The sequence below is a fragment of the Nocardioides sp. TRM66260-LWL genome (assembly GCF_020075545.1).
In the GTDB taxonomy this organism is placed as follows: domain Bacteria; phylum Actinomycetota; class Actinomycetes; order Propionibacteriales; family Nocardioidaceae; genus Nocardioides.
In genome coordinates this window covers 1-24,549 of sequence record NZ_JAIQZK010000012.1, presented here as the reverse complement: position 1 = coordinate 24,549, position 24,549 = coordinate 1, and the positions used below count along the sequence as shown (strand labels likewise).

General features: G+C 72.9%; 22 protein-coding genes and 1 tRNA gene. 14 read left to right on the top strand and 9 right to left on the bottom strand.

Features of this window, described 5'->3' with window-relative positions:
- Positions 1-16: 16 nt before the first annotated feature.
- Positions 17-2,215, top strand: a complete 2,199-nt coding sequence (locus tag K8Z61_RS17955) for an MMPL family transporter (RefSeq protein WP_224131609.1) — start codon at positions 17-19, stop codon at positions 2,213-2,215.
- Here K8Z61_RS17955 and K8Z61_RS17950 read toward each other — a convergent pair.
- The 5 genes from K8Z61_RS17950 to K8Z61_RS17930 form a co-directional block, all read right to left on the bottom strand.
- Complete coding sequence (locus K8Z61_RS17950) at positions 2,208-2,873, bottom strand: hypothetical protein (RefSeq protein ID WP_224131607.1); 666 nt, start codon at positions 2,871-2,873, stop codon at positions 2,208-2,210. The two genes, K8Z61_RS17955 and K8Z61_RS17950, sit on opposite strands and share 8 nt — an antisense overlap.
- A complete protein-coding gene (locus K8Z61_RS17945) occupies positions 2,873-3,469 on the bottom strand; it encodes a hypothetical protein (protein WP_224131605.1) in 597 nt (198 codons plus the stop codon). The genes K8Z61_RS17950 and K8Z61_RS17945 overlap by 1 nt, the downstream gene beginning before the upstream one ends.
- A 79-nt stretch (positions 3,470-3,548) precedes the next feature.
- Entirely contained in the window at positions 3,549-4,862 is a 1,314-nt protein-coding gene (locus K8Z61_RS17940; protein ID WP_224131603.1) for a hypothetical protein, read from the bottom strand.
- On the bottom strand, positions 4,859-6,217 hold the full coding sequence (locus K8Z61_RS17935; RefSeq protein ID WP_224131601.1) for a hypothetical protein: 1,359 nt from the start codon (positions 6,215-6,217) through the stop codon (positions 4,859-4,861). The genes K8Z61_RS17940 and K8Z61_RS17935 overlap by 4 nt, the downstream gene beginning before the upstream one ends.
- Positions 6,214-6,507, bottom strand: a complete 294-nt coding sequence (locus K8Z61_RS17930) for a hypothetical protein (RefSeq protein WP_224131600.1) — start codon at positions 6,505-6,507, stop codon at positions 6,214-6,216. The genes K8Z61_RS17935 and K8Z61_RS17930 overlap by 4 nt, the downstream gene beginning before the upstream one ends.
- Before the next feature lie 146 nt (positions 6,508-6,653).
- On the opposite strand from K8Z61_RS17930, the gene K8Z61_RS17925 reads away from it, so the two are divergent.
- Positions 6,654-7,799, top strand: coding sequence for an acyl-CoA dehydrogenase family protein (locus tag K8Z61_RS17925; RefSeq protein WP_224131599.1), 1,146 nt, complete (start codon positions 6,654-6,656; stop codon positions 7,797-7,799).
- A gap of 132 nt (positions 7,800-7,931) precedes the next feature.
- A complete protein-coding gene (locus K8Z61_RS17920; RefSeq protein WP_224131598.1) occupies positions 7,932-8,693 on the top strand; it encodes a VIT family protein in 762 nt (253 codons plus the stop codon).
- 42 nt (positions 8,694-8,735) lie between these two features.
- On the opposite strand, the gene upp is transcribed toward K8Z61_RS17920, so the two are convergent.
- Positions 8,736-9,377 carry a uracil phosphoribosyltransferase gene (gene upp / locus K8Z61_RS17915; RefSeq protein ID WP_224131596.1) on the bottom strand — a complete coding sequence of 214 codons (642 nt, stop codon included), beginning with the start codon at positions 9,375-9,377 and terminating at the stop codon, positions 8,736-8,738.
- 125 nt (positions 9,378-9,502) lie between these two features.
- On the opposite strand from upp, the gene K8Z61_RS17910 reads away from it, so the two are divergent.
- The 3 genes from K8Z61_RS17910 to K8Z61_RS17900 are packed head-to-tail and all read left to right on the top strand — an operon-like array spanning position 9,503 to position 11,533.
- Positions 9,503-10,006 (top strand): tRNA adenosine deaminase-associated protein, encoded by a 504-nt coding sequence (locus K8Z61_RS17910; protein WP_224131594.1) that lies wholly within the window; start codon positions 9,503-9,505, stop codon positions 10,004-10,006.
- Positions 10,007-10,041: 35 nt separating this feature from the next.
- Entirely contained in the window at positions 10,042-10,473 is a 432-nt protein-coding gene (locus K8Z61_RS17905; protein WP_224131686.1) for a nucleoside deaminase, read from the top strand.
- A 49-nt stretch (positions 10,474-10,522) separates the two neighbouring features.
- Positions 10,523-11,533, top strand: a complete 1,011-nt coding sequence (locus tag K8Z61_RS17900) for an aldo/keto reductase (RefSeq protein ID WP_224131592.1) — start codon at positions 10,523-10,525, stop codon at positions 11,531-11,533.
- Positions 11,534-11,557: 24 nt separating this feature from the next.
- Here the strand turns inward: K8Z61_RS17900 and K8Z61_RS17895 are convergent, their stop codons facing one another.
- The 3 genes from K8Z61_RS17895 to K8Z61_RS17885 form a co-directional block, all read right to left on the bottom strand.
- Positions 11,558-11,917, bottom strand: a complete 360-nt coding sequence (locus K8Z61_RS17895) for a DUF779 domain-containing protein (RefSeq protein WP_224131684.1) — start codon at positions 11,915-11,917, stop codon at positions 11,558-11,560.
- A 22-nt stretch (positions 11,918-11,939) separates the two neighbouring features.
- Positions 11,940-13,463, bottom strand: coding sequence for an aldehyde dehydrogenase family protein (locus K8Z61_RS17890; RefSeq protein WP_224131590.1), 1,524 nt, complete (start codon positions 13,461-13,463; stop codon positions 11,940-11,942).
- A 155-nt stretch (positions 13,464-13,618) separates the two neighbouring features.
- Complete coding sequence (locus K8Z61_RS17885; protein WP_224131589.1) at positions 13,619-14,806, bottom strand: helix-turn-helix domain-containing protein; 1,188 nt, start codon at positions 14,804-14,806, stop codon at positions 13,619-13,621.
- A 301-nt stretch (positions 14,807-15,107) separates the two neighbouring features.
- Between K8Z61_RS17885 and K8Z61_RS17880 the strand changes: the two genes are divergently transcribed.
- The 8 genes from K8Z61_RS17880 (at position 15,108) to K8Z61_RS17845 (ending at position 24,253) form a co-directional block, all read left to right on the top strand.
- Positions 15,108-16,091, top strand: coding sequence for an ABC transporter permease (locus K8Z61_RS17880; RefSeq protein WP_224131587.1), 984 nt, complete (start codon positions 15,108-15,110; stop codon positions 16,089-16,091).
- Positions 16,091-17,026 (top strand): ABC transporter permease, encoded by a 936-nt coding sequence (locus K8Z61_RS17875; RefSeq protein WP_224131585.1) that lies wholly within the window; start codon positions 16,091-16,093, stop codon positions 17,024-17,026. Before K8Z61_RS17880 ends, K8Z61_RS17875 begins: the two co-directional genes overlap by 1 nt.
- Complete coding sequence (locus K8Z61_RS17870; protein WP_224131583.1) at positions 17,023-19,134, top strand: ABC transporter ATP-binding protein; 2,112 nt, start codon at positions 17,023-17,025, stop codon at positions 19,132-19,134. The genes K8Z61_RS17875 and K8Z61_RS17870 overlap by 4 nt, the downstream gene beginning before the upstream one ends.
- Before the next feature lie 40 nt (positions 19,135-19,174).
- The gene (locus K8Z61_RS17865; RefSeq protein ID WP_224131581.1) at positions 19,175-20,854 is read left to right on the top strand and encodes an ABC transporter family substrate-binding protein; all 1,680 of its coding nucleotides are present in this window, start codon (positions 19,175-19,177) and stop codon (positions 20,852-20,854) included.
- 117 nt (positions 20,855-20,971) lie between these two features.
- Positions 20,972-21,058: transfer RNA gene (locus tag K8Z61_RS17860), tRNA-Ser, on the top strand.
- Between the two features lie 228 nt (positions 21,059-21,286).
- A complete protein-coding gene (locus tag K8Z61_RS17855; protein WP_224131579.1) occupies positions 21,287-22,396 on the top strand; it encodes a cellulase family glycosylhydrolase in 1,110 nt (369 codons plus the stop codon).
- Between the two features lie 190 nt (positions 22,397-22,586).
- Positions 22,587-23,255 (top strand): hypothetical protein, encoded by a 669-nt coding sequence (locus tag K8Z61_RS17850; RefSeq protein WP_224131577.1) that lies wholly within the window; start codon positions 22,587-22,589, stop codon positions 23,253-23,255.
- Between the two features lie 77 nt (positions 23,256-23,332).
- Positions 23,333-24,253, top strand: a complete 921-nt coding sequence (locus K8Z61_RS17845; RefSeq protein WP_224131575.1) for a nuclease-related domain-containing protein — start codon at positions 23,333-23,335, stop codon at positions 24,251-24,253.
- Positions 24,254-24,549: the final 296 nt, after the last annotated feature.

The following is a 24,549-nucleotide window of genomic DNA, read 5'->3' as shown; positions in this document are numbered from 1 at the left end:
CACTCAGGAGGTCGTCATGGAGCGCTGGGGACGGATCGTGGCCGGGCGACCGCGCCGGGTGCTGGGCGTCGGGCTGCTGCTCACGGTGCTGGCCGCGGCGTTCGGGGCGGGCGTCTTCGGGTCGCTCTCGCAGGGCGGCTTCGACGACGCCGGCTCGCAGTCGGCGGCCCAGCTGCGCGAGACGCGGGCGCTCTTCGGCAACCGCACCGTCGACGTCCAGGTGCTCTACTCCTCCGACACGCTGCGCGCCGACGACGCCGGCTTCCGCGACGCTGTCGAGCAGGTCGTCCGGCGGCTCCCGCAGGACGCCGTGACGACGGTGGTGCCGTACTGGCGGGCGCCGTCGCTGGTCAGCGCCGACGGACGCCACGCCCTGGTGCTGGTCTCCCTCGCCGGTAGCACCGAGGCCGACCTGCTGGCCTCCTACGACCGCATCCGCACCGATCTCGTGGCGACCGCCCCCGGCGTGAGCACCGACGTCGCCGGCGCGTACGCGGTCTACACCGACGTCAACCGGCGCACCTCGGAGGACCTCGCCCGCGCCGAGCTGATCAGCCTCCCGCTGGTCGTGCTCCTGGCGCTGCTGATCTTCCGCAGCGCGGTGGCTGCGCTGATGCCCGCCCTGGTCGGGCTCGTGGCGCTGCTCGGCGCGCTGGCGGTCGTCCGGCTGATCACGCTGGTCACCGACGTCTCGGTCTTCTCGGTCAACGTGATCTCGCTGCTCGGCATCGGCCTGGCGATCGACTACGCGCTCTTCGTCGTCAGCCGCTTCCGCGAGGAGCTCGCCGGCCACCGCGCGGCGGGCCGCGGCACCGGCCCGGACGTCGTCGACGCCGCGCTGCGCCGCACGCTGGCCACGGCGGGCCGCACCGTGCTGTTCAGCGGCCTGACGGTCGCCGCCGCCATGGCGAGCCTGCTGATCTTCCCGCAGGGCTTCCTGCGCTCGATGGGCTTCGGCGGCATGGCCGCGGTGCTGGTGGCGGTGCTGGCCGCGCTCACCGTCCTGCCGGCGGTGCTGCGGCTGCTCGGCCCGCGCATCGACGCCGGCCGCCTGCCGGGCCGGCTGGGCCGCCGCCGGAGCGCCGACGGGGCCGAGGAGGGCGAGCGCTGGGAGCGCCTGGCCCGTGGCGTCATGCGGCGCCCCGTGCTCGTGGTGGCCGCCACCGCGGTCGTGCTGCTCGCGGTCGCGAGCCCCTTCCTCGGCGTGCGCTGGGGCAGCGTCGATCACCGGGTGCTGCCGGCCGACGAGCCGTCGGCGCTCGCCGCCGAGCGGATCATCGAGGTGTTCGGCGACGAGACGTCCACCGCCGACGTGCTGGTGCGCGGCGACGCCCGGGCGGTGGCCGCCTACCGGGCCGGGGCGCAGGACGTGCCGAGCGTCGTCTCCGTCGCGCCGGTGGCCGAGCGCGCGGACGCGACGCTGCTGCGGGTCACCTGGACGGGCAACAGCCAGACCGAGGCCTCGCAGGACGTCGTCCGGGCCCTGCGGGCGGTGCCGGCGGACGGCGCCCCGGTGCTCGTGGGCGGCCTGGCGGCCAGCACGGTCGACCTGATCGCCTCGGTCGGGGCGCACCTGCCGTGGATGGCGCTGATCGTCGCCGTCGTGATGCTCGTGCTGCTCTTCCTCGCCTTCGGCTCGCTGGTGCTGCCGGTCAAGGCGATCGCGATGAACCTGGTCTCGATCGGCGCGTCGTTCGGCGTCGTCACCTGGATCTTCAGCGACGGGCACGGCGCGGGCCTGCTCGGCTTCACCAGCCAGGGCTTCCTCGACGCCACCAACCCGATCCTGATGCTGGCGATCCTCTTCGGGCTCTCGATGGACTACGAGGTCTTCCTGCTCTCGCGGGTGCGCGAGGAGTGGGACCGCACCGGTGACAACGTGCAGGCCGTCGCGCTCGGGGTGCGCCGCACCGGCCGGATCATCACCAGCGCCGCGCTGCTGCTCGGCGTCGTGATCGGCGCCTTCTCCACCAGCGGCATCGTGTTCATGAAGATGCTCGGCCTCGGCATGCTCGTCGCCCTGCTCATCGACGCGACCGTCGTCCGCGCCCTGCTGGTGCCGGCGACGATGCGCCTCCTGGGCCGCTGGAACTGGTGGGCGCCGGGGCCGCTGGCCCGCTGGTGGGAGCGGCACGGGTTCCACGAGGAGCCGCCCGCGCCCGGGGCGCCGGTCCCGACCGGCGCCGGCCCGGACGCCCGCGTGCCGGTCAGCTGAGCGGCGTCGTCTCCCACGCCAGCGCGCCCGCCCCGGGCTCGTCGGCCCGGTGCAGCGACTGGGCGATGGAGTCGAAGACCGCCACCAGCGGGTCGGCGAGCGGATCGGTGGAGGTGACGAAGGTCAGCACCAGGACGGTGTCGTCGCCGACCGCGATCACGTAGTCGAGGTGGGTGTGCCAGAGCCGCTGCTCCTCGGGGGCGTCGGGCTCGAGGCCCTCGAGGAGACGGCGGCGCCGGCGCACGGCCGAGCGTCCGGCGACCTCGACGGCGCCGACCTCGAGGACGCCGGCGTCGCCGCGCAGCGCGCGGGCCAGGGCGTCCTCGAAGCCGTCGTCGGTGGTGGTCAGCTCGGCGACGACCAGGGTGGCCGAGACCGGCAGCCCGTCGACGGGGTCGACCAGCGCCATCACCTGGGTCGCGCCGGCCTCGCCCGCGCGGGCGACGTCGGCCTTGAGCCGCTGGTCGAGGTCGATGCGCAGGCGGATCAGCTCGTCGCGTGCCCTGCCCGCGAAGCGCCGGTCGAGCAGCCGCTTGACGTCGGCGTCGCGCTGCTCGGCCGAGGTCGAGATGCTCGACCATCCCGCCGGGAGCACCAGGCGCCACCCGTGCTCGTCGGCGACGACCCGGGTGGACCGCTGCGTCCCGCCCGTGGCCATCAGACGCCCTGGATCCCGGCGGCCAGCGCCACCAGGTTCTCGGCGACGTCGGCGGCCAGCACGAGGTCGTCGACCGGGACGGTGCGCAGGAGCAGCAGGGCGCGCCGCGTGGACGTGGGCAGCCAGACGACCGCCGCCGTCTCGGAGAGCTCGATCCGCCGACCCCGCCAGCCCGACCGGCTGGCCCTGCGGATGCGCACGAGCGTCGAGGGCCCCGAGGCGGTGTCGACCTCCTGCACGTCCGGCGGCTGGTGGAGCTCCGAGCCGCCGATCAGCAGGTCGATGACCTCGCCGATCTGCAGGTCGGCGTCCGCGGGCACGAGGCTGAAGGTGGCGGCGGCGTCGACGCCGAGCTCCGCACCGCCCCGCGGCAGCATCACCCACACGCCCAGGAGCGTCTCGGTGCCCTCCATGGCGCTGCTCAGCTGCCCGGCCAGCGTGGTGATGCCCGCGGCGTAGGAGTCCAGCAAGGAGGCCGGCGTCTGGGGGAACTCCTCGGCCAGCGCGACGCGCGTGGTCGCGGCGTCGGCCTCGTGGTCGACGGGGAACCAGACGGGCCGATCGCCGACGTGCGGCGCGGGCTCGGGTGCGGTCATCGGACGCTCCTGGGGAGTGGTGGGGGGACGGGCCGACACCCGATGGGGGCGGCCCCGGACGAGGCGGCGAGCGTGTCGGTCATGTCCAGCTCCGAGGGCTGCCCGGGGCGAGGACGGCGTGGAGGCTGTCGTCGCCGGGCCAGCGGCGGGTCCAGCGGGAGATGCGGACGGCCTGGACGAGTGCCGAGACGAGCACCGCGAGGCCGGCCAGGCCGGAGGCGAGGGACGCCGGATCGTGATCGGTGGCGTATCCGGGGGCTCCGAGCCCGAAGACTGCGAGGAAGGTGCCGCCGACGATGGTCAGCAGCGGCGTTCCTCGCACGCCGATCCCGAGGAGCGGACCGAGCCCCAGGGTGTAGGTCTGTGCCTGGGCGGAGTCGATCAGGGCCATCGACTCGGTGTGGGGGGGCTCGTCCTCCCAGGTGTCGCGATCGTCGACTCGCAGACCGGCCGCTCTCGCGGTCCGCGCGAGCCGGGTCGGCGTGCCGTCGGCGTCGAGCCAGGGCGTGGACGGCAGGACGAGCAGCGAGACCTCGTGCTCGTCGAGCAACCGGACCCGCCAGAGATCGATCCTCGCGCTCGTCGCGCCGAGCACGTCGGGCCCCGGCACCCGCCGAGTGCGTGCGCCGAAGCGATGGACGACCTCCCGGGAGCCGATCTCGAGCGAGAGCACCTCCGGCAGGGGGCGGGAGACGCCTTCGGAGACGGCGACGGTGGCCGCGGCGGACGAGAGGGGCAGCTCGTCGGCGCCGGCTGGGTCGTGGCGCAGGGTGCGGCGCAGGACGAGGTGGAGCAGGACGGTCGCGGACGCGAGCAGGGCGACGGCGACGAGGGTCGCCAGGTGGCCGCCCGGGCCGGGGGCGCGCCCGTCGTCGCCGGTCGCCGCGATCGCGGCCAGGGTGCCGAGGATCGCGGTCGGCGCCGTGGCCCAGGCGAGGCGGCGGGTGCGGGTCTCGTGGGGTGGGCGCAGCCAGGTGCGGCGGGCGGCGCGGACGGCGGTGGCCTCCTCGGGCGTGGCGCGTTCGAGGGTGAGCCCGAGGCGGGTGGCGAGGTCGGCGAGGCGGGCTCGCTGGCGCAGGGCCGTGGGGTCGTCGGTGAGGGTGGTGTCGGCGAGGTGGGCGACGGGCACGGCGGCGAGGACGGAGCCGTGGTCGTCGAGCAGGCCCAGCACCTCGCCGTGCCGGGGGCTGCGGGGATCGCCGATGGCGGGCGCGACGACGGCGCGGGCGGCCTGGCCGGGGGCGCAGAGCTCGCGCTGGTCGTCGGGTCCGCGGCGTTCGAGGAGGCGGCCCTCGGCGGTGGCGACCAGCCGCCAGTGGCGGACGTCGTCCAGCTGCGCGCCGACGCCCGGACCCGCCGGGCCGACGACGCATGCCCGGTCGCCGGACGTCATCGTCCGATGCCCACCAGCGACGTCGCGGACTCCAGCAGCTGGCCCTGCTCGTCCCAGGCGTCCTGGAGGTCGCCGGGAAGGTCCTTGACCAGGTCGACGACGCCGCCGAAGTCGTGGATCTGCCCGGCGAGCGCGGTCGCGGAGCCGGCGCCCATGAGCCCGACGGACGCGTGCCCCAGCCGGGTGCTGAGGAGACCGGCATCGACGTGCGGCCTCAGGGCGCGGATCTGCCGGATCGTGCTCAGCGCCTCGTCGGCGTCCGCGATCTGGGCGAGCGTCCGCACTGGACGGCTCGCGATCGTGGCGGCCCCGTCGACCGTGCTCTTGAACGCCGCCACCTCGCGAGCGATGCGCCGCTGGAGGATCGTCTCGGCGAGGGCACGCGAGCGCGGGTACGTCGACTGGAGGCCGCGGCGGAGCACCGCCGGGATGGCGTTCCTCGCGGATGCGGCGACCCTCGCCTCGCCGGCGAGACGCAGCGACTGGAGCGAGTACTTGCCGAGCGCGGCACCGCCCTTGCCGAGGCCGCCGCCGATCAGGCCCAGGGAAGCCCAGGCGAGGTCGCCCCACCCGGCGTCGCCCATCGCCACCTGCACGGCCGTGAGGCCGAAGATCGCCACGCCGAGCCAGAACGCCGCCGGGATCAGGAAGGCGAGCGCGGCGCCACCGGTGCCGATGACCACGAGGACGATGATCACGACGGCCAGGATGATCGCGATGACGTTCAGCACGTCGAGGATCGCCTTGATCGCCGTGCTGACGAAGCCCTTGACGTCGTCCCAGAAGCCGTCCTTGTAGTGGCCGGAGGCGGCGTCGATCGCCTTGCGGGCCCGCTGGGCCGCCTCGTCGAGCGCGTGCATCGCCTTGTCGACCCGACGACGGGCCGCCGCGAGCTCGTCCTGCGCCTGCAGGAGGCGGGCGCGTCGCCGCGACTCCTCGGCCTCGGCGGCGGGATCGGGCGTGGCGGTCGGCACGGCCGAGCCCGGCGCGGGGTCGGCGTTGCGGGCGCGGTCGCCGTCGGCGAGCTCGGCGGCCAGCAGGCCGGCCCAGGTCTCGCTCCGGGCGTCGAAGACGGCCTCGGAGAAGGTGCGCAGCGCCTTGCCGGCGTCGACGTACTTGCGGGCGGCGTCGGCGAGGTCCTCGTGGGTGGAGCCCGCCTCGTCGGCGAAGGACTCGCCGGCCTCGCCGACCCACTCGGTGCGCTTCGCGAGCCGCGAGAGCACGTCGGCGGCGGTCGTCATGTCGCGGCCACGGCTCTCGAACTCGGCGGCCACGCGGTCGACCGCGGCTCCGTCGGCCGGCACGGGGTCGGAGTCGCGTCCGACCAGGCTCCAGTCGCCTGCGCGCCGGCTCACGACCTCGACGCCTCTCGCAGGGCCCGGGCGAGCTCGCGATCGGCCTCGTCGAGCCTCGTGGCGGAGTCGCTGGCCATGCTGCCGAGCGACTCGACGCGCTGCGTCAGCTTGCGCCGCTTGTCGTCCCAGTCGTCGACGAAGTCGCGGACGGCGTCGACGACGTCGCGATGGGCGAGATCATCGACGCCGTGCTCGGCGAGGCGCTTGTCGTGGTGGAGGTCGTCGGCGATGCGGGTGAGCGTCGCGCCGAACTCGCGGAGCAGCTCGAGGTCGTACTGCAGATCGGGCATGGGGCTTCCTGGGGTCCGAGAGGGGAGCGGGAGCAGGGTAGGCGACCGGCATCGCCGCGACAGCACCGTCGCGGGTGGTCCTTACCCATCCTCGCGGTCTGGATCACCTGGCACGGTCCGGTTACCCGCGGGTAGTATCCGCCGTCATGAAGCGTGAGATCTACGGCGAGGACCACGAGACGTTCCGCAAGTCGGTGCGCGAGTTCCTGGAGCGCTCCGTCATCCCCCACGTCGAGGACTACGCCGCGAACAAGGCGATCCCGCGGGAGTTCTGGCTCGAGGCCGGCAAGCAGGGCTTCCTGGGCCTGGAGATCCCGGAGGAGTACGGCGGCGCGGGTGCGGGCGACTACCGCTTCAACGCGGTCGCCACCGAGGAGCTCTCGAAGGTCAACGCGGCCCTCGGCTCCTGCTGGGGCATCCACGCCGACATCACCGCTCCCTACCTGGTGGCGCTCGGCACCGAGGAGCAGAAGCAGCGCTGGCTCCCGGGCGTCGCGTCCGGCGAGATCCTGCTGGCGATCGGCATGACCGAGCCGTCCGGCGGCTCCGACCTCGCCGCGCTGAAGACCACCGCCGTCAAGGACGGCGACGACTGGGTCATCAACGGCTCGAAGACCTTCATCACCAACGGCTACTCCGCCGACCTCATCATCACCGCGGTGCGCACCAGCCCGGAGAAGAAGGCCCGCGGCATCACCCTGTTCGCCATCCCCGCCGACGCCCCCGGCTTCAGCCGCGGCCGCAAGCTCGACAAGGTCGGCCAGGACGAGTCCGACACCGCCGAGCTGTTCTTCGAGGACGTCCGCCTCGGCGACGACCACATCGTCGGCGAGCTCGACGGCGGCTTCATCCACATGATGCAGAAGCTGCCGCAGGAGCGTCTGGGCTGCTCGATCTCGAACATCGCCCACGCCAAGCAGATCCTGCTCGAGACGCTGCAGTACACCAAGGAGCGGCACGCGTTCGGGGCCCCGATCGGCACCTTCCAGCACTCGAAGTTCCTGCTGGCCGAGCTGTTCACCCAGATCGAGGTCTCCGAGGCCTTCCTCGACCAGTGCGTCGTGGCGCACGACAAGGGCGAGCTGACGCCGGTCGACGCCGCCAAGGCGAAGTGGTGGAGCAGCCAGATCCAGAACGACGTGCTCGACCACTGCGTCCAGCTGCACGGCGGGTACGGCTTCATGAACGAGTACCGCGTCGCCCGCGCCTGGCGCGACGCCCGCGTCTCGAAGATCTGGGCCGGCTCGAACGAGATCATGAAGGAGCTCATCGGCCGCGACCTCGGCCTCTGACGCCCCGCGCCCCGCGCGCCCGCGACGCCCCCGACGCCCCGCGTCGGGGGCGTCCGTGCGTCCGGACGTCCGCCCCCCAGCGCAGGCTCGCCTTCGTTGCGTGGGCCCGCGCGGCACGGGACCCTTGACCCCATGAGCGACACCGTGGAGACCCCCGAGGCCGACCTCGACGCCGTCCAGCCCGACAGCATCGGCCCGCACGAGGAGGAGCCGCACCCCTCCGGGCTCAACAACCGGCTCAACTGGCTGCGCGCCGGCGTGCTCGGCGCCAACGACGGCATCGTCTCCACCGCCGGCCTGGTCATGGGCGTCGCGGGCGCCACCACCGATCGCACCGCGATCTTCGTCGCCGGCGTGGCCGGCCTGGTGGCGGGCGCCGTCAGCATGGGCGCCGGCGAGTACGTCTCGGTGAGCACCCAGCGCGACTCCGAGCTCGCCCTGCTCGAGAAGGAGCGCCGTGAGCTGGCCGAGGACCCCGTCCACGAGCTCGAGGAGCTCGCCGGCATCTACGTCGAGAAGGGCCTCACGCCTGAGCTCGCGCTCGAGGTCGCCAAGCAGCTGACGGAGAACGACGCGCTGGCCGCCCACGCGGAGGCCGAGCTGGGCATCGACCCCGACGACGTCACCAACCCGTGGAGCGCGGCCTGGGCGTCGATGGTCTCGTTCTTCCTCGGGGCGCTGCTGCCGCTGCTGACGATCACGCTCGTGGTGGCGCAGGCGCGGGTCGCCGTCACGGTGGCCGCGGTGACGGTCGCGCTGGCGATCACCGGCTGGGGCAGCGCCCGGTTCGGCTACGGCCCGACGCGGCCGGCCGTGGTGCGCAACATGCTCGGCGGCCTGCTCGCGATGGGCGTCACCTACCTGATCGGCACGCTGATCGGCACCCAGGTCTGAGCCCGCCGCCGCGCCGCCGGAGCAGCGGGGGGCTGGCGGGGGCTAGTGGGCCAGGCCGTAGAGCCGGTCGCCGGCGTCGCCGAGCCCGGGCACGATGTAGCCCTTCTCGTTCAGCCGCTCGTCCATCGCCGCGGTGACGACCGTGACCGGCACGTCGAGGCCCTCGAGCCCGGCGGCCAGCCGCTCGCAGCCCTCGGGTGCGGCCAGCAGGCAGATCGCGGTGATGTGGTCGGCCCCCCGATCGGTGAGGAACCGGATCGCGGCGGCGAGCGTGCCGCCGGTGGCGAGCATCGGGTCGAGCACGTAGCACTGGCGTCCCGAGAGGTCCTCGGGCAGGCGCTCGGCGTAGGTGGAGGCCTCGAGCGTCTCCTCGTTGCGCACCATGCCGAGGAACCCGACCTCGGCGGTCGGCAGCAGCCGCATCATGCCGTCGAGCATGCCGAGCCCGGCCCGCAGGATCGGCACCACCAGCGGGGCGGGGCTGGCCAGCCGGACGCCGACGGTCGGCGCCACGGGCGTGCGGATCTCGGTGGCCTCGGCGCGCACGTCGCGCGTCGCCTCGTAGGCCAGCAGCGTCACGAGCTCGTCGGTCAGCGAGCGGAACGTCGGCGACGGCGTCCGCTCGTCGCGCAGGACGGTGAGCTTGTGGGCCACGAGCGGATGGTCGACGACGTGCACGCGCATGTCCGCACCCTAGTGGCGTCCCGTCGGCCCTCGCCCGGTGGGAAAGGGGATCGACGCCCGCTGCGCGGCTGTGTCACGCTGGGCGCCGCAGCCGTCCGGCCGGACCGTCGCGGGGAGGGACACCAGTGAGCGAGCAGCTCGACGCGGTCGACTTCGCCTTCGTGGCCTACCTCGAGGACGACGAGTGGGTGCTCGACGACCTCGCCGACCACCACCTGCGCGACGTCGCCGACATCGCCGAGGCGCTGAGCCGCCTCCCCGGCGACGACGGCGCGCTGGCGCTCATCGGCGTCGACGAGGACTTCTTCCTCGTGGTGCGGGTCGTCGGCGAGCGCACCCGGGTGCTGCTCTCCGACGTCACGGCCGCCGACGAGTGGGACCTCGCCGAGTCGGCGCTGGAGCTCCTCGGCCTCGCCGACGCCGACGACCTCGGCGACCTCGCCGACCCCGACCACCCGCGTCCGGTCGGCGACCTCGGGCTGCTCGCCGACCTCGGCGTCGAGGCCGCCGAGCTGGCCGAGCTGCTCGACGACCCCGAGCTCTACCCCGACGAGGCGCTCTCCGAGATCGCCGACCTGCTGGGCTTCGGCGAGATCTTCGACGACGCCGTCGGCCTCACCCCGGCCTGACCGGGCGTCCCCGCGTGACCCGCTGGCACGAGCCGATGCGCGCCGCCCTCGCGGAGGCGCGCGCCGCGATGACCACCGGTGACGTGCCGATCGGCGCGGTCGTGCTCGACCCGACGGGCGCCGTGATCGGCGCGGGCCGCAACCGGCGCGAGGCCGACGCCGACCCCACCGCCCATGCCGAGGTCGTCGCGCTGCGGGCCGCGGCCCGCGTCCGGGGGGAGTGGCGGCTGGAGGGCTGCACGCTCGTCGTCACCCTCGAGCCGTGCACCATGTGCGCCGGCGCCGCCGTGCTCGCCCGGGTCGAGCGCGTGGTGTTCGCGGCCTTCGACGAGAAGGGCGGCGCGGTCGGCAGCCTGTGGGACGTCGTCCGCGATCGCCGCCTCAACCACCGGCCCGAGGTCGTCGCCCGGGTGCTCGAGGACGACGCCGTCGCCCTGCTGCGGGAGTTCTTCCGGGACCATCGCTGACGCCTCCCCGGGTGTAGGGCGTGCACGCCGTGCGGGGCAGGATCGGCCCATGGCCGATCTCGAGCGACGTCCCCTGCCCCGCACCCGCCTGCACGCCTCGGCCATCGGCCTGGGCACCTGGCAGCTCGGCGCCGACTGGGGCGAGGTGAGCGAGGACGACGCCCGCGGGGTGCTGCAGGCGGCCGTCGACGCCGGCGTCACGTTCCTCGACACCGCCGACGTGTACGGCGACGGGCGCAGCGAGCAGATCATCGGCCGCTTCCTCGCCGACCAGCGCGCCGCCGGGCACGAGCTCGTCGTCGCCACCAAGGCCGGACGCCGGGCGCCGCAGGTGCCGGAGAGCTACTCCGAGGCGAACCTGCGGGCGTGGGTCGAGCGCTCGCGCCGCAACCTCGGCGTCGAGACGCTCGACCTCGTCCAGCTGCACTGCCCGCCGTCGCAGGTGATCGACGACGACGTCACCTGGATGACCCTCGACCGGCTGGTCGAGGAGGGGCTGGTCGGCGCCTACGGCGTCAGCGTCGAGACCTGCGACCAGGCGCTGAGCGCGATCGGGCGGCCCGGCTGCGCGTCGGTGCAGATCATCCTCAACGCCTTCCGCCTCAAGCCGCTGGACGACGTGCTGCCCGCCGCCCGCGAGGCCGGGGTGGCCGTCATCGCGCGGGTGCCGCTGGCCTCGGGCCTGCTCTCGGGGCGCTACGCCGCCGACACCACCTTCGCGCCCGACGACCACCGCACGTTCAACCGCGACGGCAGCGCCTTCGACGTCGGCGAGACCTTCTCCGGCGTCGACTTCGCCACCGGCGTGGCCGCGGCCCAGGAGTTCTCCGCCCTGGTGCGCGAGCACCTCGGCGAGGGCGTCACGCCGGCGCAGGCGGCGATCGCCTGGGTCGCGCAGCAGCCCGGCGTCACGACCGTCATCCCCGGCGCGCGCAACCCCGAGCAGGCGCGCGCGAACGCCTCGGGCGGCGGGCTGGGCCCGCTGCCCGAGGCGTTCCTCGACGGGGTGCGCGCGCTCTACGACCGGCGGCTGCGGGCGGCGATCCACCCGCGCTGGTGAGCAGGCCGGTGATCAGGCCGCAGGTCAGCCCTGCGCGGCGTACTCGTCGTCGGTGAGGATCCGGCTGCGGATGAGGAACCGCACCCCGTGCGGCGCCTCCAGCGAGAACCCCGCGCCCCGACCCTTCACGACGTCGATCGTCAGGTGCGTGTGGCGCCAGTACTCGTACTGCGAGCGCGACATCCACACCGGGACGGCCCGCTCGAGGCCGACGTCGAGATCGCCGATGCGGATGTCTGCGTCGCCGGTCAGGAAGTCGCCGTCGGGGTAGCACATCGGCGCCGACCCGTCGCAGCAGCCGCCGGACTGGTGGAACATCACCGGGCCGTGCGCCTCGGTGAGGCTGCGGATCATCTCCGCAGCCTCACCGGTGACGTCGACCATCTGCAGGCTCACGCCCCGCCGATCAGAAGAAGCCGAGCGCGTCGGGGCTGTACGACACGAGCAGGTTCTTCGTCTGCTGGTAGTGGTCGAGCATCATCTTGTGGGTCTCGCGGCCGATGCCGGACTGCTTGTAGCCGCCGAAGGCCGCGTGGGCCGGGTAGGCGTGGTAGCAGTTGGTCCACACGCGTCCGGCCTTGATCTCCTTGCCGGCGCGGAAGGCCTGCGAGCCGTCGCGCGACCACACGCCGGCGCCGAGGCCGTACAGGGTGTCGTTCGCGATCTTCAGCGCGTCGGCCTCGTCGTCGAACGAGGTGAGCGAGACGACCGGGCCGAAGATCTCCTCCTGGAAGATCCGCATCGAGTTGTCGCCCTCGAAGACGGTGGGCTGCACGTAGTAGCCGCCGGCGAGGTCGCCGTCGAGCACCGCGCGCTCGCCGCCGGTGAGGATCTTGGCGCCCTCCTGCTTGCCGATGTCGATGTAGCTGAGGATCTTCTCGAGCTGGTCGTTGGACGCCTGCGCGCCGATCATCGTCGCGTCGTCGAGCGGGTTGCCCTGGACGATCTTCTCCACCCGCGCGACGGCGTCGTGGACGAAGTCGGTGTAGATCGAGCGCTGCACCAGCGCGCGGCTCGGGCAGGTGCAGACCTCGCCCTGGTTGAGGGCGAACATCGCGAAGCCCTCGAGCGCCTTGTCGTAGAAGGCGTCGTGCTGCGCGGCGACGGACTCGAAGAAGACGTTCGGGCTCTTGCCGCCGAGCTCGAGGGTGACCGGGATGATGTTCTGGCTGGCGTACTGCATGATCAGCCGGCCGGTCGTGGTCTCGCCGGTGAAGGCGACCTTGGCGACGCGCGGCGAGGACGCCAGCGGCTTGCCGGCCTCGACGCCGAAGCCGTTGACGACGTTGAGCACGCCCGCGGGCAGCAGGTGGCCGACGAGCTCGATCAGCTTGAGGATCGACCACGGGGTCTGCTCGGCCGGCTTGAGGACGACGCAGTTGCCGGCGGCGAGCGCCGGAGCGAGCTTCCACACGGCCATCAGGATCGGGAAGTTCCAGGGGATGATCTGGCCGACGACGCCCAGCGGCTCGTGGAAGTGGTAGGCGATCGTGTTCTCGTCGACCTCGCCGATGCTGCCCTCCTGCGCCCGCAGGCAGCCGGCGAAGTAGCGGAAGTGATCGACCGCGAGCGGGAGGTCGGCGGCGAGCGTCTCGCGCACCGGCTTGCCGTTCTCCCAGGTCTCCGCGACCGCGAGCGCGGGGAGGTTCTCCTCCATCAGGTCCGCGATCTTGAGCAGGATGTTGGAGCGCTCGGTCGCGCTGGTGCGGCCCCACGAGTCGGCCGCGGCGTGGGCGGCGTCGAGCGCGGCGTCGATGTCCTCGGCGGTGCCGCGGGCGATCTCGCAGAACGGCTTGCCGTTGACCGGCGAGATGTTCTCGAAGTACGCGCCCTTGATCGGGTCGACCCACTCGCCGCCGATGTAGTGGCCGTAGCGGCTCTGGACGGACACGAGGGAGTCGGGGGCTCCGGGCGCTGCGTAGACGGTCATGGATCTCTCCTCGGAAAGGGTGTTGACGCCGTCGGCTGTGACGGCGCTCACAACGCTAGGGAGCGCAACGTTGCGGCCCCGTTGCGTCGCGCCGGGTCCACGGACCCGACTTCCGTGGACGCGCGACCCTGGAGGATCAGGCCGGTGCGGGAGGGTCAGCCGAGCTCGCGGTCGAGCCGGGCGAGCTGGCCGTCGATCAGGGCGAGCATCGGCGAGGCGGCGCCGACGGCGGCCCGCTGCGCCTCCCACATGGCGTAGTCGTCGCGGCCCCAGGCCGAGCGCGTCCAGGCCGACATCAGGTCGGCCTCGCGGCTGCGCAGCAGCGCGTGCCGCAGGGAGGACTCGAGCGTCTCGCGCAGCCGGACGACGCCCGGCGCGCTCGAGCGGGGGAGCAGCGGCCCGCGGTAGCCGCGCATCGCACCGCGCAGGTCGCCGGCCGCGAGCAGCGCCTCGGTGGCCAGCCAGTCGCCGGTGACGCCCGCCGACACCCGGTAGGGCCGCGACGCGAGCAGCTGGTCGCCGAGGAGGTGGCGCAGCCGGTTCAGCTCCGCACGCAGGGTGGACGACGCGCCGTCGTCCTCGTAGAGCAGCACGCCCAGCTCGTCGCCGGACAGTCCGTGCGGCGCGGCGGCGAGGAGCAGGACGATCTCGCTGTGGCGCGGGCTGAGGCGCAGCGTCTGCAGACGCCCGCGCCCGTCGTCGACGGTGACGAGGGCCTCCGTGCGGCCCAGCGCCTCGATCATCATCTGCAGCCCCGAGCGGGGTGCGGCGGCGGACGCGGCAGGACGCGCCAGCAGGTCGCGCGCGAGCTCGGCCTCGGCCATCCGCGCCGCCGCCCGGACCATCGCCAGCGTCTGCGGGACGACGACCTGGTCGCCGCCGGTGACGTCGAGGACGCCGAGGAGCTCGGAGGTGTGCGGGTCGTGGATGGGCGTCGCCGCGCAGCTCCACGGCTGCACCGAGGCCCGGAAGTGCTCCGACCGCGTGACGACGGCCGCGCGGTCGGTGGCCAGGGCGAGGCCGGGCGCGTTGGTGCCGGCGACGCGCTCGTCCCAGTTGCTGCCCTCGACGAAGCCGATGCGCTCGGCCTGGCGCAGCGTCGCCGGCGTGCCGCAGACCCACAGCAGGGTGCCGGCGGCGTCCGAGATCGCCATCATCGCGTCGCAGTCGCGCACCGCCTGGCCGAGCACGTCGTCGAGCAGGGGGAAGACGCGGGAGAGCGGGTGCGCCTCGCGGAGGGCCCGCAGGTCGCTCTCGGAGATCGCGATGGGCGCCTCGGTCTGCTCGGCGGAGACGCCGGCGGCGGCGGAGCGCTGCCACGACTCGGCGACCTCGGCGCGCATGGCGGAGCCGCTTCCCGGCCGGCCTGCCCGCTGCGCCACCAGCCCAGTAAACGCCACGGCCCACCTCTCGACAACGTGTGGATGTGACCGGCGTCTCAGGCCGGCCTGCGGCCGAGCGTGGCGATCGGCAGGTTGCATCGACGTTGCAGGCCGTGCCGAGCACCGCTGCGCGGACATCCGTCCCACCACATGAGAGGACGATGAGAAAGCCCGATCCTTAGAACACAAGACGGTCACAATGCGCTCACAGGCCCTTGCCGAGGCTGTCCAGACCGGTCATGGGTCTGCTTAGGATGCGCGAATGGTCCGCTACCTCGGGCGCCGCTTGGTGGGCTGGTTGGTGATGATCTTCGTCGCCACCAACCTCACCTACTTCCTGGCCAGCTTCTATCTCGATCCCCGCTCCAACTACGCGGGACGGCGTCCGCCCGTTCCGGAGGAGACGATCAACGCGACGCTCAGCGCCGCCAACATCAACGACCAGGACCCGATCCTGAGTCGCTGGTGGCACTGGCTCGAGGGCGTCGTCGCCCACTGGAACTGGGGCACCAGCCCGATCGGCGACTCCGTCAACGGCCAGATCGGCTTCCGCATCTGGGTCTCCGCCGAGCTGGTGCTGGGCGCGACGATCCTGGTGACGCTCCTGGGCGTGGCGCTCGGCGTCTACACCGCGGCGCGGCAGTACTCCGCGGCCGACCGCGTGGCCCAGGGCAGCTCGATCATCACGCTGAACATCCCGGTCGTGGTGGCGGCGCTGGTCGTCGTCATCCTGGCGATCAAGGTCAACCAGGCCACCGGCTCGACGATCTTCTACGTCGTCGGCTCGCAGAGCCTCGACGTGCACGGCTTCCTCCCGGTGCTGCTCGACCGGCTCCAGCACCTGATCCTGCCGACGATCGTGCTCGTGCTCACCGGCTACGCCAGCGTCCACTTCCTCCAGCGCACGCTGCTGCTCGACTCGCTCGGCACCGACTACGTGCGCACCGCCCGAGCGAAGGGCCTGACCCGTCAGCAGGCCATCCGCCGGCACGCGCTGCGCACCTCGCTGATCCCGACGGCGACCAACGTCGCCTTCTCGATCCCGGCGCTGTTCACCGGCGCCGTGCTGACCGAGTCGATCTTCGGCTGGCAGGGCATGGGGCAGTACTTCGCGACGACGCTGCGCACCAACGACATCAACGGCGTGGTGGCCGTGGCCGCCTTCGGCGCCGCCATGACGGCCATCGGCGCGATGCTCGCCGACATCGCGGTCGTCGTCCTCGACCCGAGAGTGAGGCTCGGCTGATGACCGAGGTCCGTGACCCGCACGTCGTCGGCGGCATCGACGACCCCGCAGCCGTGCTCGTCGACGCCGCACCCCGCCGGCGGCTGTCGAAGCGCCGGCTCTACCTGCGCCGCTTCCTGCGCAACCGGCCGGCCGTCGCCGGCGCCGTGATCTTCGTGCTGCTGGTGCTCTTCGCGCTGCTCGGCAACGTGATCGGCTCCTACGACTACCTGGCCACCGACTTCGTCAACATCGCCACCGGCCCGACCGCCGACCACTGGTTCGGCACGAACCAGGCCGGCAACGACCTCTACGCCCAGACCGTGCACGGCCTGCAGCGCTCGCTGGCGATCGCGCTGATCGTCTCGGTGCTCAGCACGATCATCTCCGCCCTCGTGGGCGCCTCGGCCGCCTACTTCGGCGGGCTGTACGAGCGCGGCTGGCTGCTGGTCATCCACTTCCTGATGGTGGTGCCGACCTTCCTGCTGCTCGCGCTGCTCTCGAACAGCTCCGGCGGCGACTGGCGCGTCATCGCGCTGATCCTGACGCTCACCAGCTGGTTCTACGCGGCCCGCACGATCTGGACGATGTCGCTGTCGCTGCGCGAGCGCGACTTCGTCACGGCCGCGCGGTTCATGGGCGTGCCCGGCATCAAGATCGTCGTCCGGCACATCATCCCGGGCCTCAGCTCGCTGCTGATCCTGCAGTTCACGCTGGGCGTCGTCGGCACGGTGATGGCCGAGACCGGCCTGTCGTTCCTCGGGTTCGGCGTCAAGGCGCCCGACGTCTCGCTCGGCTCGCTGATCAGCGAGGGCGCCGACCAGGTCAGCAGCTCGCCGTGGCTGTTCTACTTCCCGGCCGCCACGCTGACCCTGCTCACCGTCTCGATGGCGCTGATCGCCGACGGCCTGCGCGACGCCATCGACCCGAACTCCGCCTCGGGAGGCACCGCGTGAGCGACCCCCTGCTGTCCGTCCGCGATCTCAAGGTCTCCTTCCCCTCCGAGGCCGGACGCGTCGACGCCGTGCGCGGCGTCTCCTTCGACCTCCACCCCGGCAAGACCCTCGGCATCGTGGGCGAGTCCGGCTCCGGCAAGTCCGTCACGTCGCTGGCGGTCATGGGGCTGCTCTCCGAGAGCGCACGGGTCGAGGGCTCGGTGCGCCTCGGCGGCCGCGAGCTGCTCGGGCTGAGCGACAAGGACATGTCGGGCATCCGCGGCAAGGACGTCGCGATGGTCTTCCAGGACCCCCTCTCCTCGCTCACGCCGGTCTTCCCGATCGGACGCCAGATCGTCGAGGCCATCCGCATCCACCAGGACGTCTCGCCGAAGGCCGCGGCCGACCGCGCGATCGACCTGCTGCGGCTCGTCGGCATCCCGCGTCCGGAGACCCGGCTTAAGGCGTTCCCGCACGAGTTCTCCGGCGGCATGCGCCAGCGCGTGATGATCGCGATGGCGATGGCCAACGACCCGAAGCTGATCATCGCCGACGAGCCGACGACGGCCCTCGACGTCACCATCCAGGCGCAGATCCTGGAGGTGCTCAAGACCGCGCAGGCCGAGACCGGCGCCGCGGTCATCATGATCACCCACGACCTCGGCGTCGTCGCCGGCAGCGCCGACGACGTGCTGGTCATGTACGCCGGGCGCGCGGTCGAGACCGCGCCGGTCAACGAGGCCTTCTACGCGCCGCGGATGCCGTACACGATCGGCCTGCTCGAGGCGATCCCGCGGGTCGACACCCCGCGCGGACGTCCGCTGGTGCCGATCGCCGGCAACCCGCCGCTGCTCATCGACCTGCCGCCGGGCTGCCCGTACGTCGCCCGCTGCCCCATCGCGATCGACGCCTGCCGCGAGAAGGAGCCCGACCTCCTGCCGGTGGCCTCCGACCTCGGCGCCCGCGTCGTCGCGGAGGTCGGAGAGGTGCCGGGCCAGGACAGCGACCTCGACCACCGGGCCGCGTGCATCCGGGCCCACGAGATCGCCGACCGCCGGATCGGCGGGCAGCCGGTGTACCCGGTGCCCGAGGTGCCCGAGAACCGCCTCGCGGCGGTGCCGCGCGAGGAGCGTCCGACCGTGCTCGAGGCGCGCAACCTGCGCAAGGAGTTCCCGCTGGTGCGGGGCGCGGTGCTCAAGCGCAAGGTCGGCACGGTGCACGCCGTCGACGGCGTCAGCTTCGACATCCGGCAGGGCGAGACGCTCGCGATCGTCGGCGAGTCCGGCAGCGGCAAGACCACCACGCTGCTGGAGATCATGAACCTCTCCGCGCCCGAGGGCGGCGACCTGATCGTCGGCGGCGTCAGCACGGCGTCGCTGTCGAAGGCCCGCGAGCAGCGGGCGCTCCGCCGCGACCTGCAGATGGTGTTCCAGGACCCCGCCAGCGCCATCGACCCGCGGCTGACGGTCTTCGACATCATCGCCGAGCCGATGCAGGCCATCGGCACGCCGAAGGACGAGGTCGACGCCCGCGTCAGCGAGCTGATGGAGCTCGTCGGCCTCGACCCCGCCCAGATCGACCGCTTCCCGGCGGCGTTCTCCGGCGGCCAGCGCCAGCGCATCGGCATCGCCCGCGCGCTGTCCACCAACCCCAAGGTCGTCGTCCTCGACGAGCCGGTCTCCGCGCTCGACGTCTCGATCCAGGCCGGCGTGATCAACCTGCTCGACGAGCTCAAGGCCAAGCTGGGGCTGTCGTACCTGTTCGTCGCGCACGACCTCTCGGTCGTGCGTCACCTCGCCGACCGGGTCGCGGTGATGTACCTCGGCGCGTTCGTCGAGCACGGCGACGTCGACACCGTCTTCGACGACCCGCGGCACCCGTACACGCAGGCGCTGATCTCGGCGATCCCGCTGCCCGACCCGATCAAGGAGCGCACCCGCGAGCGCGTCGTGCTCCGCGGCGACCTCCCCAGCCCGACGGACCAGGCCACCGGCTGCCGGTTCGTCAGCAGGTGCCCGTTGCACCTGACCCTCGACTCCTCGCAGCAGCAGAAGTGCCGCGAGGTCGTGCCCGAGCTCACCCGCGGCTCGGACCAGGCGGATCACCTCCATGCCTGCCACTTCCGCTGATCGTCGATCGTCGATCACGTCCAACCAGAGAGGGCCCCTCATGAAACTGACCCGTTGGGTCGCGTCCGCCGCCGTGACGGCGGTCGCCGTCACCGGTCTGGCCGCCTGCGGCAGCTCGGGCGGCGACGGTGCGTCGACGAACAGCACCGAGCTGTCGAAGAGCTACCAGATCAACGAGCAGCCGCGTGACGCGCTGGCGCAGGGTGGCACGTTCACCACCGCCGTGCCGGAGATCTCGGCGCAGTTCAACCCCTTCCAGGCCGACGGCACCCTCTACACGTCCAACGTGTGGCGCTGGTACAACCCGCAGGTCATCCTCTTCAAGCCGGACGGCACCGCCTACGCCGACCCCGACTACCTCTCCGGGTACGAGAAGAAGGAAGAGGGCGGCAAGACCGTCGTCACCTACACGATCAACCCCAAGGCCACGTACAACGACGGCACCCCGATCGACTGGAAGTCCTTCGAGGCCACCTGGAAGGCCAACAACGGCACCGACGAGGCCTACCAGGTCTCCTCGACCGACGGCTACTCGCAGATCGAGTCGGTCAAGCAGGGCAGCGACGACCGGCAGGCCGTCGTCACCTTCAAGGGCACCTACGCCTGGGTCGACGGTCTGTTCAACTTCCTGCTGAACCCCGAGGCCCTCGACGCCGACACGTTCAACAAGGGCTACATCAACACCCCGCACGCCGAGTGGGGCGCCGGCCCGTACACCGTCGACAGCTTCGACAAGAAGAACGGCACCATCACCTTCGTCCCGAACCCGAAGTGGTGGGGCGACAAGGGCATGCTCGACAAGCGCGTCTTCCTGGCGCTGGAGTCGACCGCCGAGATCAACGCCTTCAAGGCCGGCCAGATCGACGCCGTCGGCGTGGCGTCCAAGGACCGCCTCGCGCAGGTCAAGGACATGCAGGACATCGACATCCGCCGCTCGGCGCGTCCGTCGCAGAACCTGCTGACCCTCAACGCCACGAGCCCGCAGCTCACCGACCTCAAGGTCCGCCAGGCCATCTTCACCGGCATCGACCGCTCGGTGCTCGCGAAGATCGCCTTCAACGGCCTCGACTACTCCGAGCCGGAGCCGGGCTCCTTCGCCCTCTACCCGTTCCAGCCGGGCTACCAGGACAACCTCGCGGCGTCGGGCTACAAGTTCGACCCCGCCAAGGCCAACCAGCTCCTCGACGAGGCCGGCTGGGCCAAGGGCTCCGACGGCATCCGGGCCAAGGACGGCAAGCCGCTGACGCTCGACTACGCCGTCATCGGCGACGACCCGACCACGCAGGCCGAGGCCAAGGCCACCGTCTCCATGCTCAAGGAGATCGGCGTCGACGTGAAGATCGACCAGCACCCGAGCAGCGAGTTCTCCGACGTCTTCACCAAGAAGCAGTTCGACCTGTTCGGCCTGGGCTTCAGCTCCAGCGACCCGTTCGGCTTCGCCTACTTCTGCCAGATCTGGTGCAGCAACAGCCCGCTGAACGTCAGCGGCACCGGCACCAAGGAGATGGACGCCGAGATCGCCAAGGTCGCCAAGATCGGCGACCCGCAGCAGCAGATCGAGGAGGGCAACAAGCTCGAGACCAAGATCTTCGGGGAGACCTACGGCATCCTGCCGACGACCAACGGCCCGTCGATCATCGCGACCAAGAAGAACCTCGCCAACTACGGCGCCGGCCTCTTCTACATCGGCCGCATCGAGGACATCGGCTTCACCAAGTGATCCGGTGACGGCGGGCCGCCTCGGCCCGTCGTCCGCCTCGCAGGGGGCCCGCCGCAGCCGCGGCGGTCCCCTGTTGCGATTTCGCCGCGCGACCGCCCCACCGGTAAGGTCTCCGGCGGTGGCGTGTCCGAGCGGCCTAAGGAGAACGCCTCGAAAGCGTTTGTGGGTGCAAGCCCACCGAGGGTTCAAATCCCTCCGCCACCGCCGGTCCGGAGCCCCGCGCAGAGCGATCTGCGCGGGGTTCCGTGCGTCAGCGTGCCCCCGGGATGCGGAGACGTGACGCGTCCGACCCGTTCTTCACCCGCCGTCGGCGTGGCGGTGCGACGTCGGGGGGCCCGCGCGCTGGGAAGATTCGCCCGACCGGGTGAGGACGCCCGGACGCCACCGATCCAGGGACACCCCCGACCCTGCGCTCCCCAGGAGGTCTCCCCGATGTCGTCCGCCCCCCGCGGTCTCCGCATCTCGATCATCCTCGTCGCGCTGGCGGTGCTCGCCGCGGGAGCGGTCGTGGCGCAGACCGTCGTCGGTCGGCGAGACGCGGCGACGCTGAGCGCGGCCGGCACCGGGACGGTCGCCAAGGGCCTCGCGGTCGGCAACGCGATGAGCTTCATGTCCGAGGCCCAGCTCGACCGGCTGATGAGCGACGCCGCGGCCGCCGGCGTCACGTCGGTGCGCGGCGACTTCTCGTGGCGCCTCGTCCAGGCCGGCGGGCGCACGGCGTACGACTGGGCGCAGACCGACCGCATCGTCGAGGCCGCGAACCGGCACGGCGTCGGCCTGCTGCCGATCCTGACCGAGACGCCGGACTGGGCGCGTCGCCTGCTCTGCGTCGTCCCCGGGGCGTGCCCGCCGCGCGACCCGGACGACTTCGCGCGGTTCGCCCGTGCGGCCGCCGAGCGCTACGCGCCGCTCGGGGTGCGCGCCTGGGAGATCTGGAACGAGCCGAACCTGGCGCGGTTCTGGGCCGTCCCGAACCCGCTCGGCTACGGACGGCTCTTCGTCGCCGCGCAGTCCGCGATCACGAGCGTCGACCCCGGCGCGACCGTGCTGCTGGGCGGGCTCGCCGGCGGCGCGACCCTGATCGGGGGCGGCCTGGACCCGCGGCCGTTCCTGCGGGGCGTCTGCCTGCTCACCTCCGCCTGTCGCGTGGCCAGCGGGCTCGCCTACCACCCCTACACCGACGGCACGCTGCCCTCGAAGACCAACCAGCTCTCGGCCTGGGCGAAGATCAGCCGGACGACGCCGTCCCTGCGCTCGGTGCTCGCCGACAGCGGTGTGCCCGACCTGCCGATCTGGCTCACCGAGGTCGGCGCGCCCACCGGCTCGAACAACGTGGTGCCGAACTACGTCACCGAGTCGGTGCAGGCGCAGATCGTCCAGGACGCCTATGCGACCGCGCGCACCGAGCCGGGCGTCGTCTCGCTCTACTGGTACTCCTATCGCGACGAGCCGGGGCTCGTCGGGGCCGAGGCGTTCTTCGGCCTCAAGCGCGCCGACGGGTCGCCGAAGCCGGCCTGGCAGGCGTTCGTCGACGTGCGCTGAGCGCCCTGCCCGGCGGCTGAAGAAGCCTCTCACCTGGGCTTTCGATGATCTCGGTCACGCCGGAGGGAACAGTCCGGTAACGCTCGGTGCACAACCGTGGTGGGGCGGTTTCCCCGCTGAGGCGGCGGCGGAACACTCGGCACGCCCCGTCCCCAGCGGGGCGTCCCGTTCCCCAGCGGAGAGACCAGCCATGCCGACCCACCTGCGCCCCCGCCTCCTGGCGACCCCTGCCGTCCTCGCCCTGCTCGCCGTCGCCGGCCTCGCGGCCTGCACCGCGACGGACGCCTCGACCGCCGACCCCGGCTCCACAGGGCCCGCGTCGGGCTCGGCCTCGGCGAGCCTCAGCGCCCTCACCCCGTCACTCCGGCTCTCGACCGATCCGGGCGGCCAGGCGTGCCGGATCGGCGCGATCACCCCGTCCTGGACGGACCTCGCCTTCGCCGAGATCGACCTCAAGGCCGACGGCGACCTGATGCTCGAGTCCGTCGAGGCGCTCGGCGCGCGCGGCGTCCGGCTCTCGACCGACCCCACCGAGTCGTTCGTCGTACCGCCGGTGAACCCGGGCGGACGCATCGTCTCCAGCGGCACGGTGACCTGGGCCGACTGGCGCTCGGGCCTGCCGGGCTACGGCCTCGACGTCGAGCGCGCCGAGGAGGTGCAGGGCAAGGACCTCAGCGCCAGCGACACCGGTCTGCTCGTCGTGCACCTGCGGGTCGATCCCGAGGTCACCGACACCCCGCGCGGCGCGGAGCTTCGTGCTGTCCGGGTCGCCTACACCAGCGGCGGCTCAGACCGCACGGCCGTCGTCACCGTCGACCAGCACTGGTACGGCCCGGACGACTGCCCGACGGACGGCTGACGCGCGCCTGAGGAGGGGTGCTCAGATCGGCGCCCGGTTCTCCTCGGGCCGGCCGCGATCTGGCCGATGGCCTGCCCATGGACGGGATCTCGGTGAACCGCTGGCGGCGCTACGGCAAGGACCGGCTCTACGTGGAGGGTCCTGACGGGCTCAAGCTCGGGTACTGGGACCTGCTCGACGAGACCGCGCACCCGACGGATCCCGCCGACGCCGTCCTCGCGTCGACGCTCGTCTCGGCGGTGGACGCGTGGCGCACCGAGCACCTCGTGCCGGCCGTCGTCGCGTCGGCCGGGCAGACCGACTCGCAGCCCGAGCCCGAGCCGCAGCCCGAGCCGCAGGACGTCGAGCCGCCGGTCGCCGCGCCGACGATCGATCGGCCGTGGGTCGACCTCGCGACCAACCGCCCCGGCGCCCAGGCGCGCGAGCGTGCGGACGCGGCGTTCGTCGCCGCCCCTGTGCGCTCGACCCTCGCCCGGATGCTCGGCGTGCACACCGACGAGCGCGCGTGGCGCATCGGCGCCGACGGGGAGGAGAAGGTGGCCGCGCAGCTGGCCCGGCTCGCCCGCAAGGACCCGCGGTGGCGCGCGCTGCACGCCGTGCCGGTCGGCTCGCGTGGCTCCGACATCGACCACGTCGTCGTCGGCCCCGGCGGCGTCTTCACCGTCAACGCCAAGCACCACCCGGGCGCGACGGTGTGGGTCGGCGGCGACACCGTGATGATCGACGGCGCGCGGGTGCCGTACGTCCGCAACGCCCGCCACGAGGCGCGCCGCGCGGCGCGACTGCTCTCCGAGGCCACCGGCCTGGAGGTGCCGGTGGTCGGGGTGATCGCCGTCGTCCGGGCGGGGGACGTCGTGGTGAAGGCGCAGCCGGCGGACGTCACGCTGCTCCCGCGCATGCAGCTCGGCCGCTGGCTCGCCCGCCACGGCGAGGTGCTGGCCCCGGAGGCGTGCGAGGCCGTGTTCGAGGCGGCGCGACGGTCGACGACCTGGCGCTGAGGGATCGGCTCCGCGCCGGAGCTGCCGGCTCGCGCCGTCGTCGGCCTCGGCAAGCCTGCCGCCGACGCCCGGCTGCTGTCGCTGGTGGTCAGGTGCGCTGGGCGCGCGACCACGCCCGCGCCTGATCGCGGCAGGCGAAACCGGTCGGGGGGGGGGGGGCGGGGGGCCGGCCCCCCCCCCCCCGGGGCGGGGGGGGGGGGGGCGCCGCCCCCCGGGGCCCCCCCCACGCCTCGAAGGCCGGTCCTGCGGTCTTCAGCGCAAGTAGACCGACCGCGTCACGAGGTAGGGATCGAGGC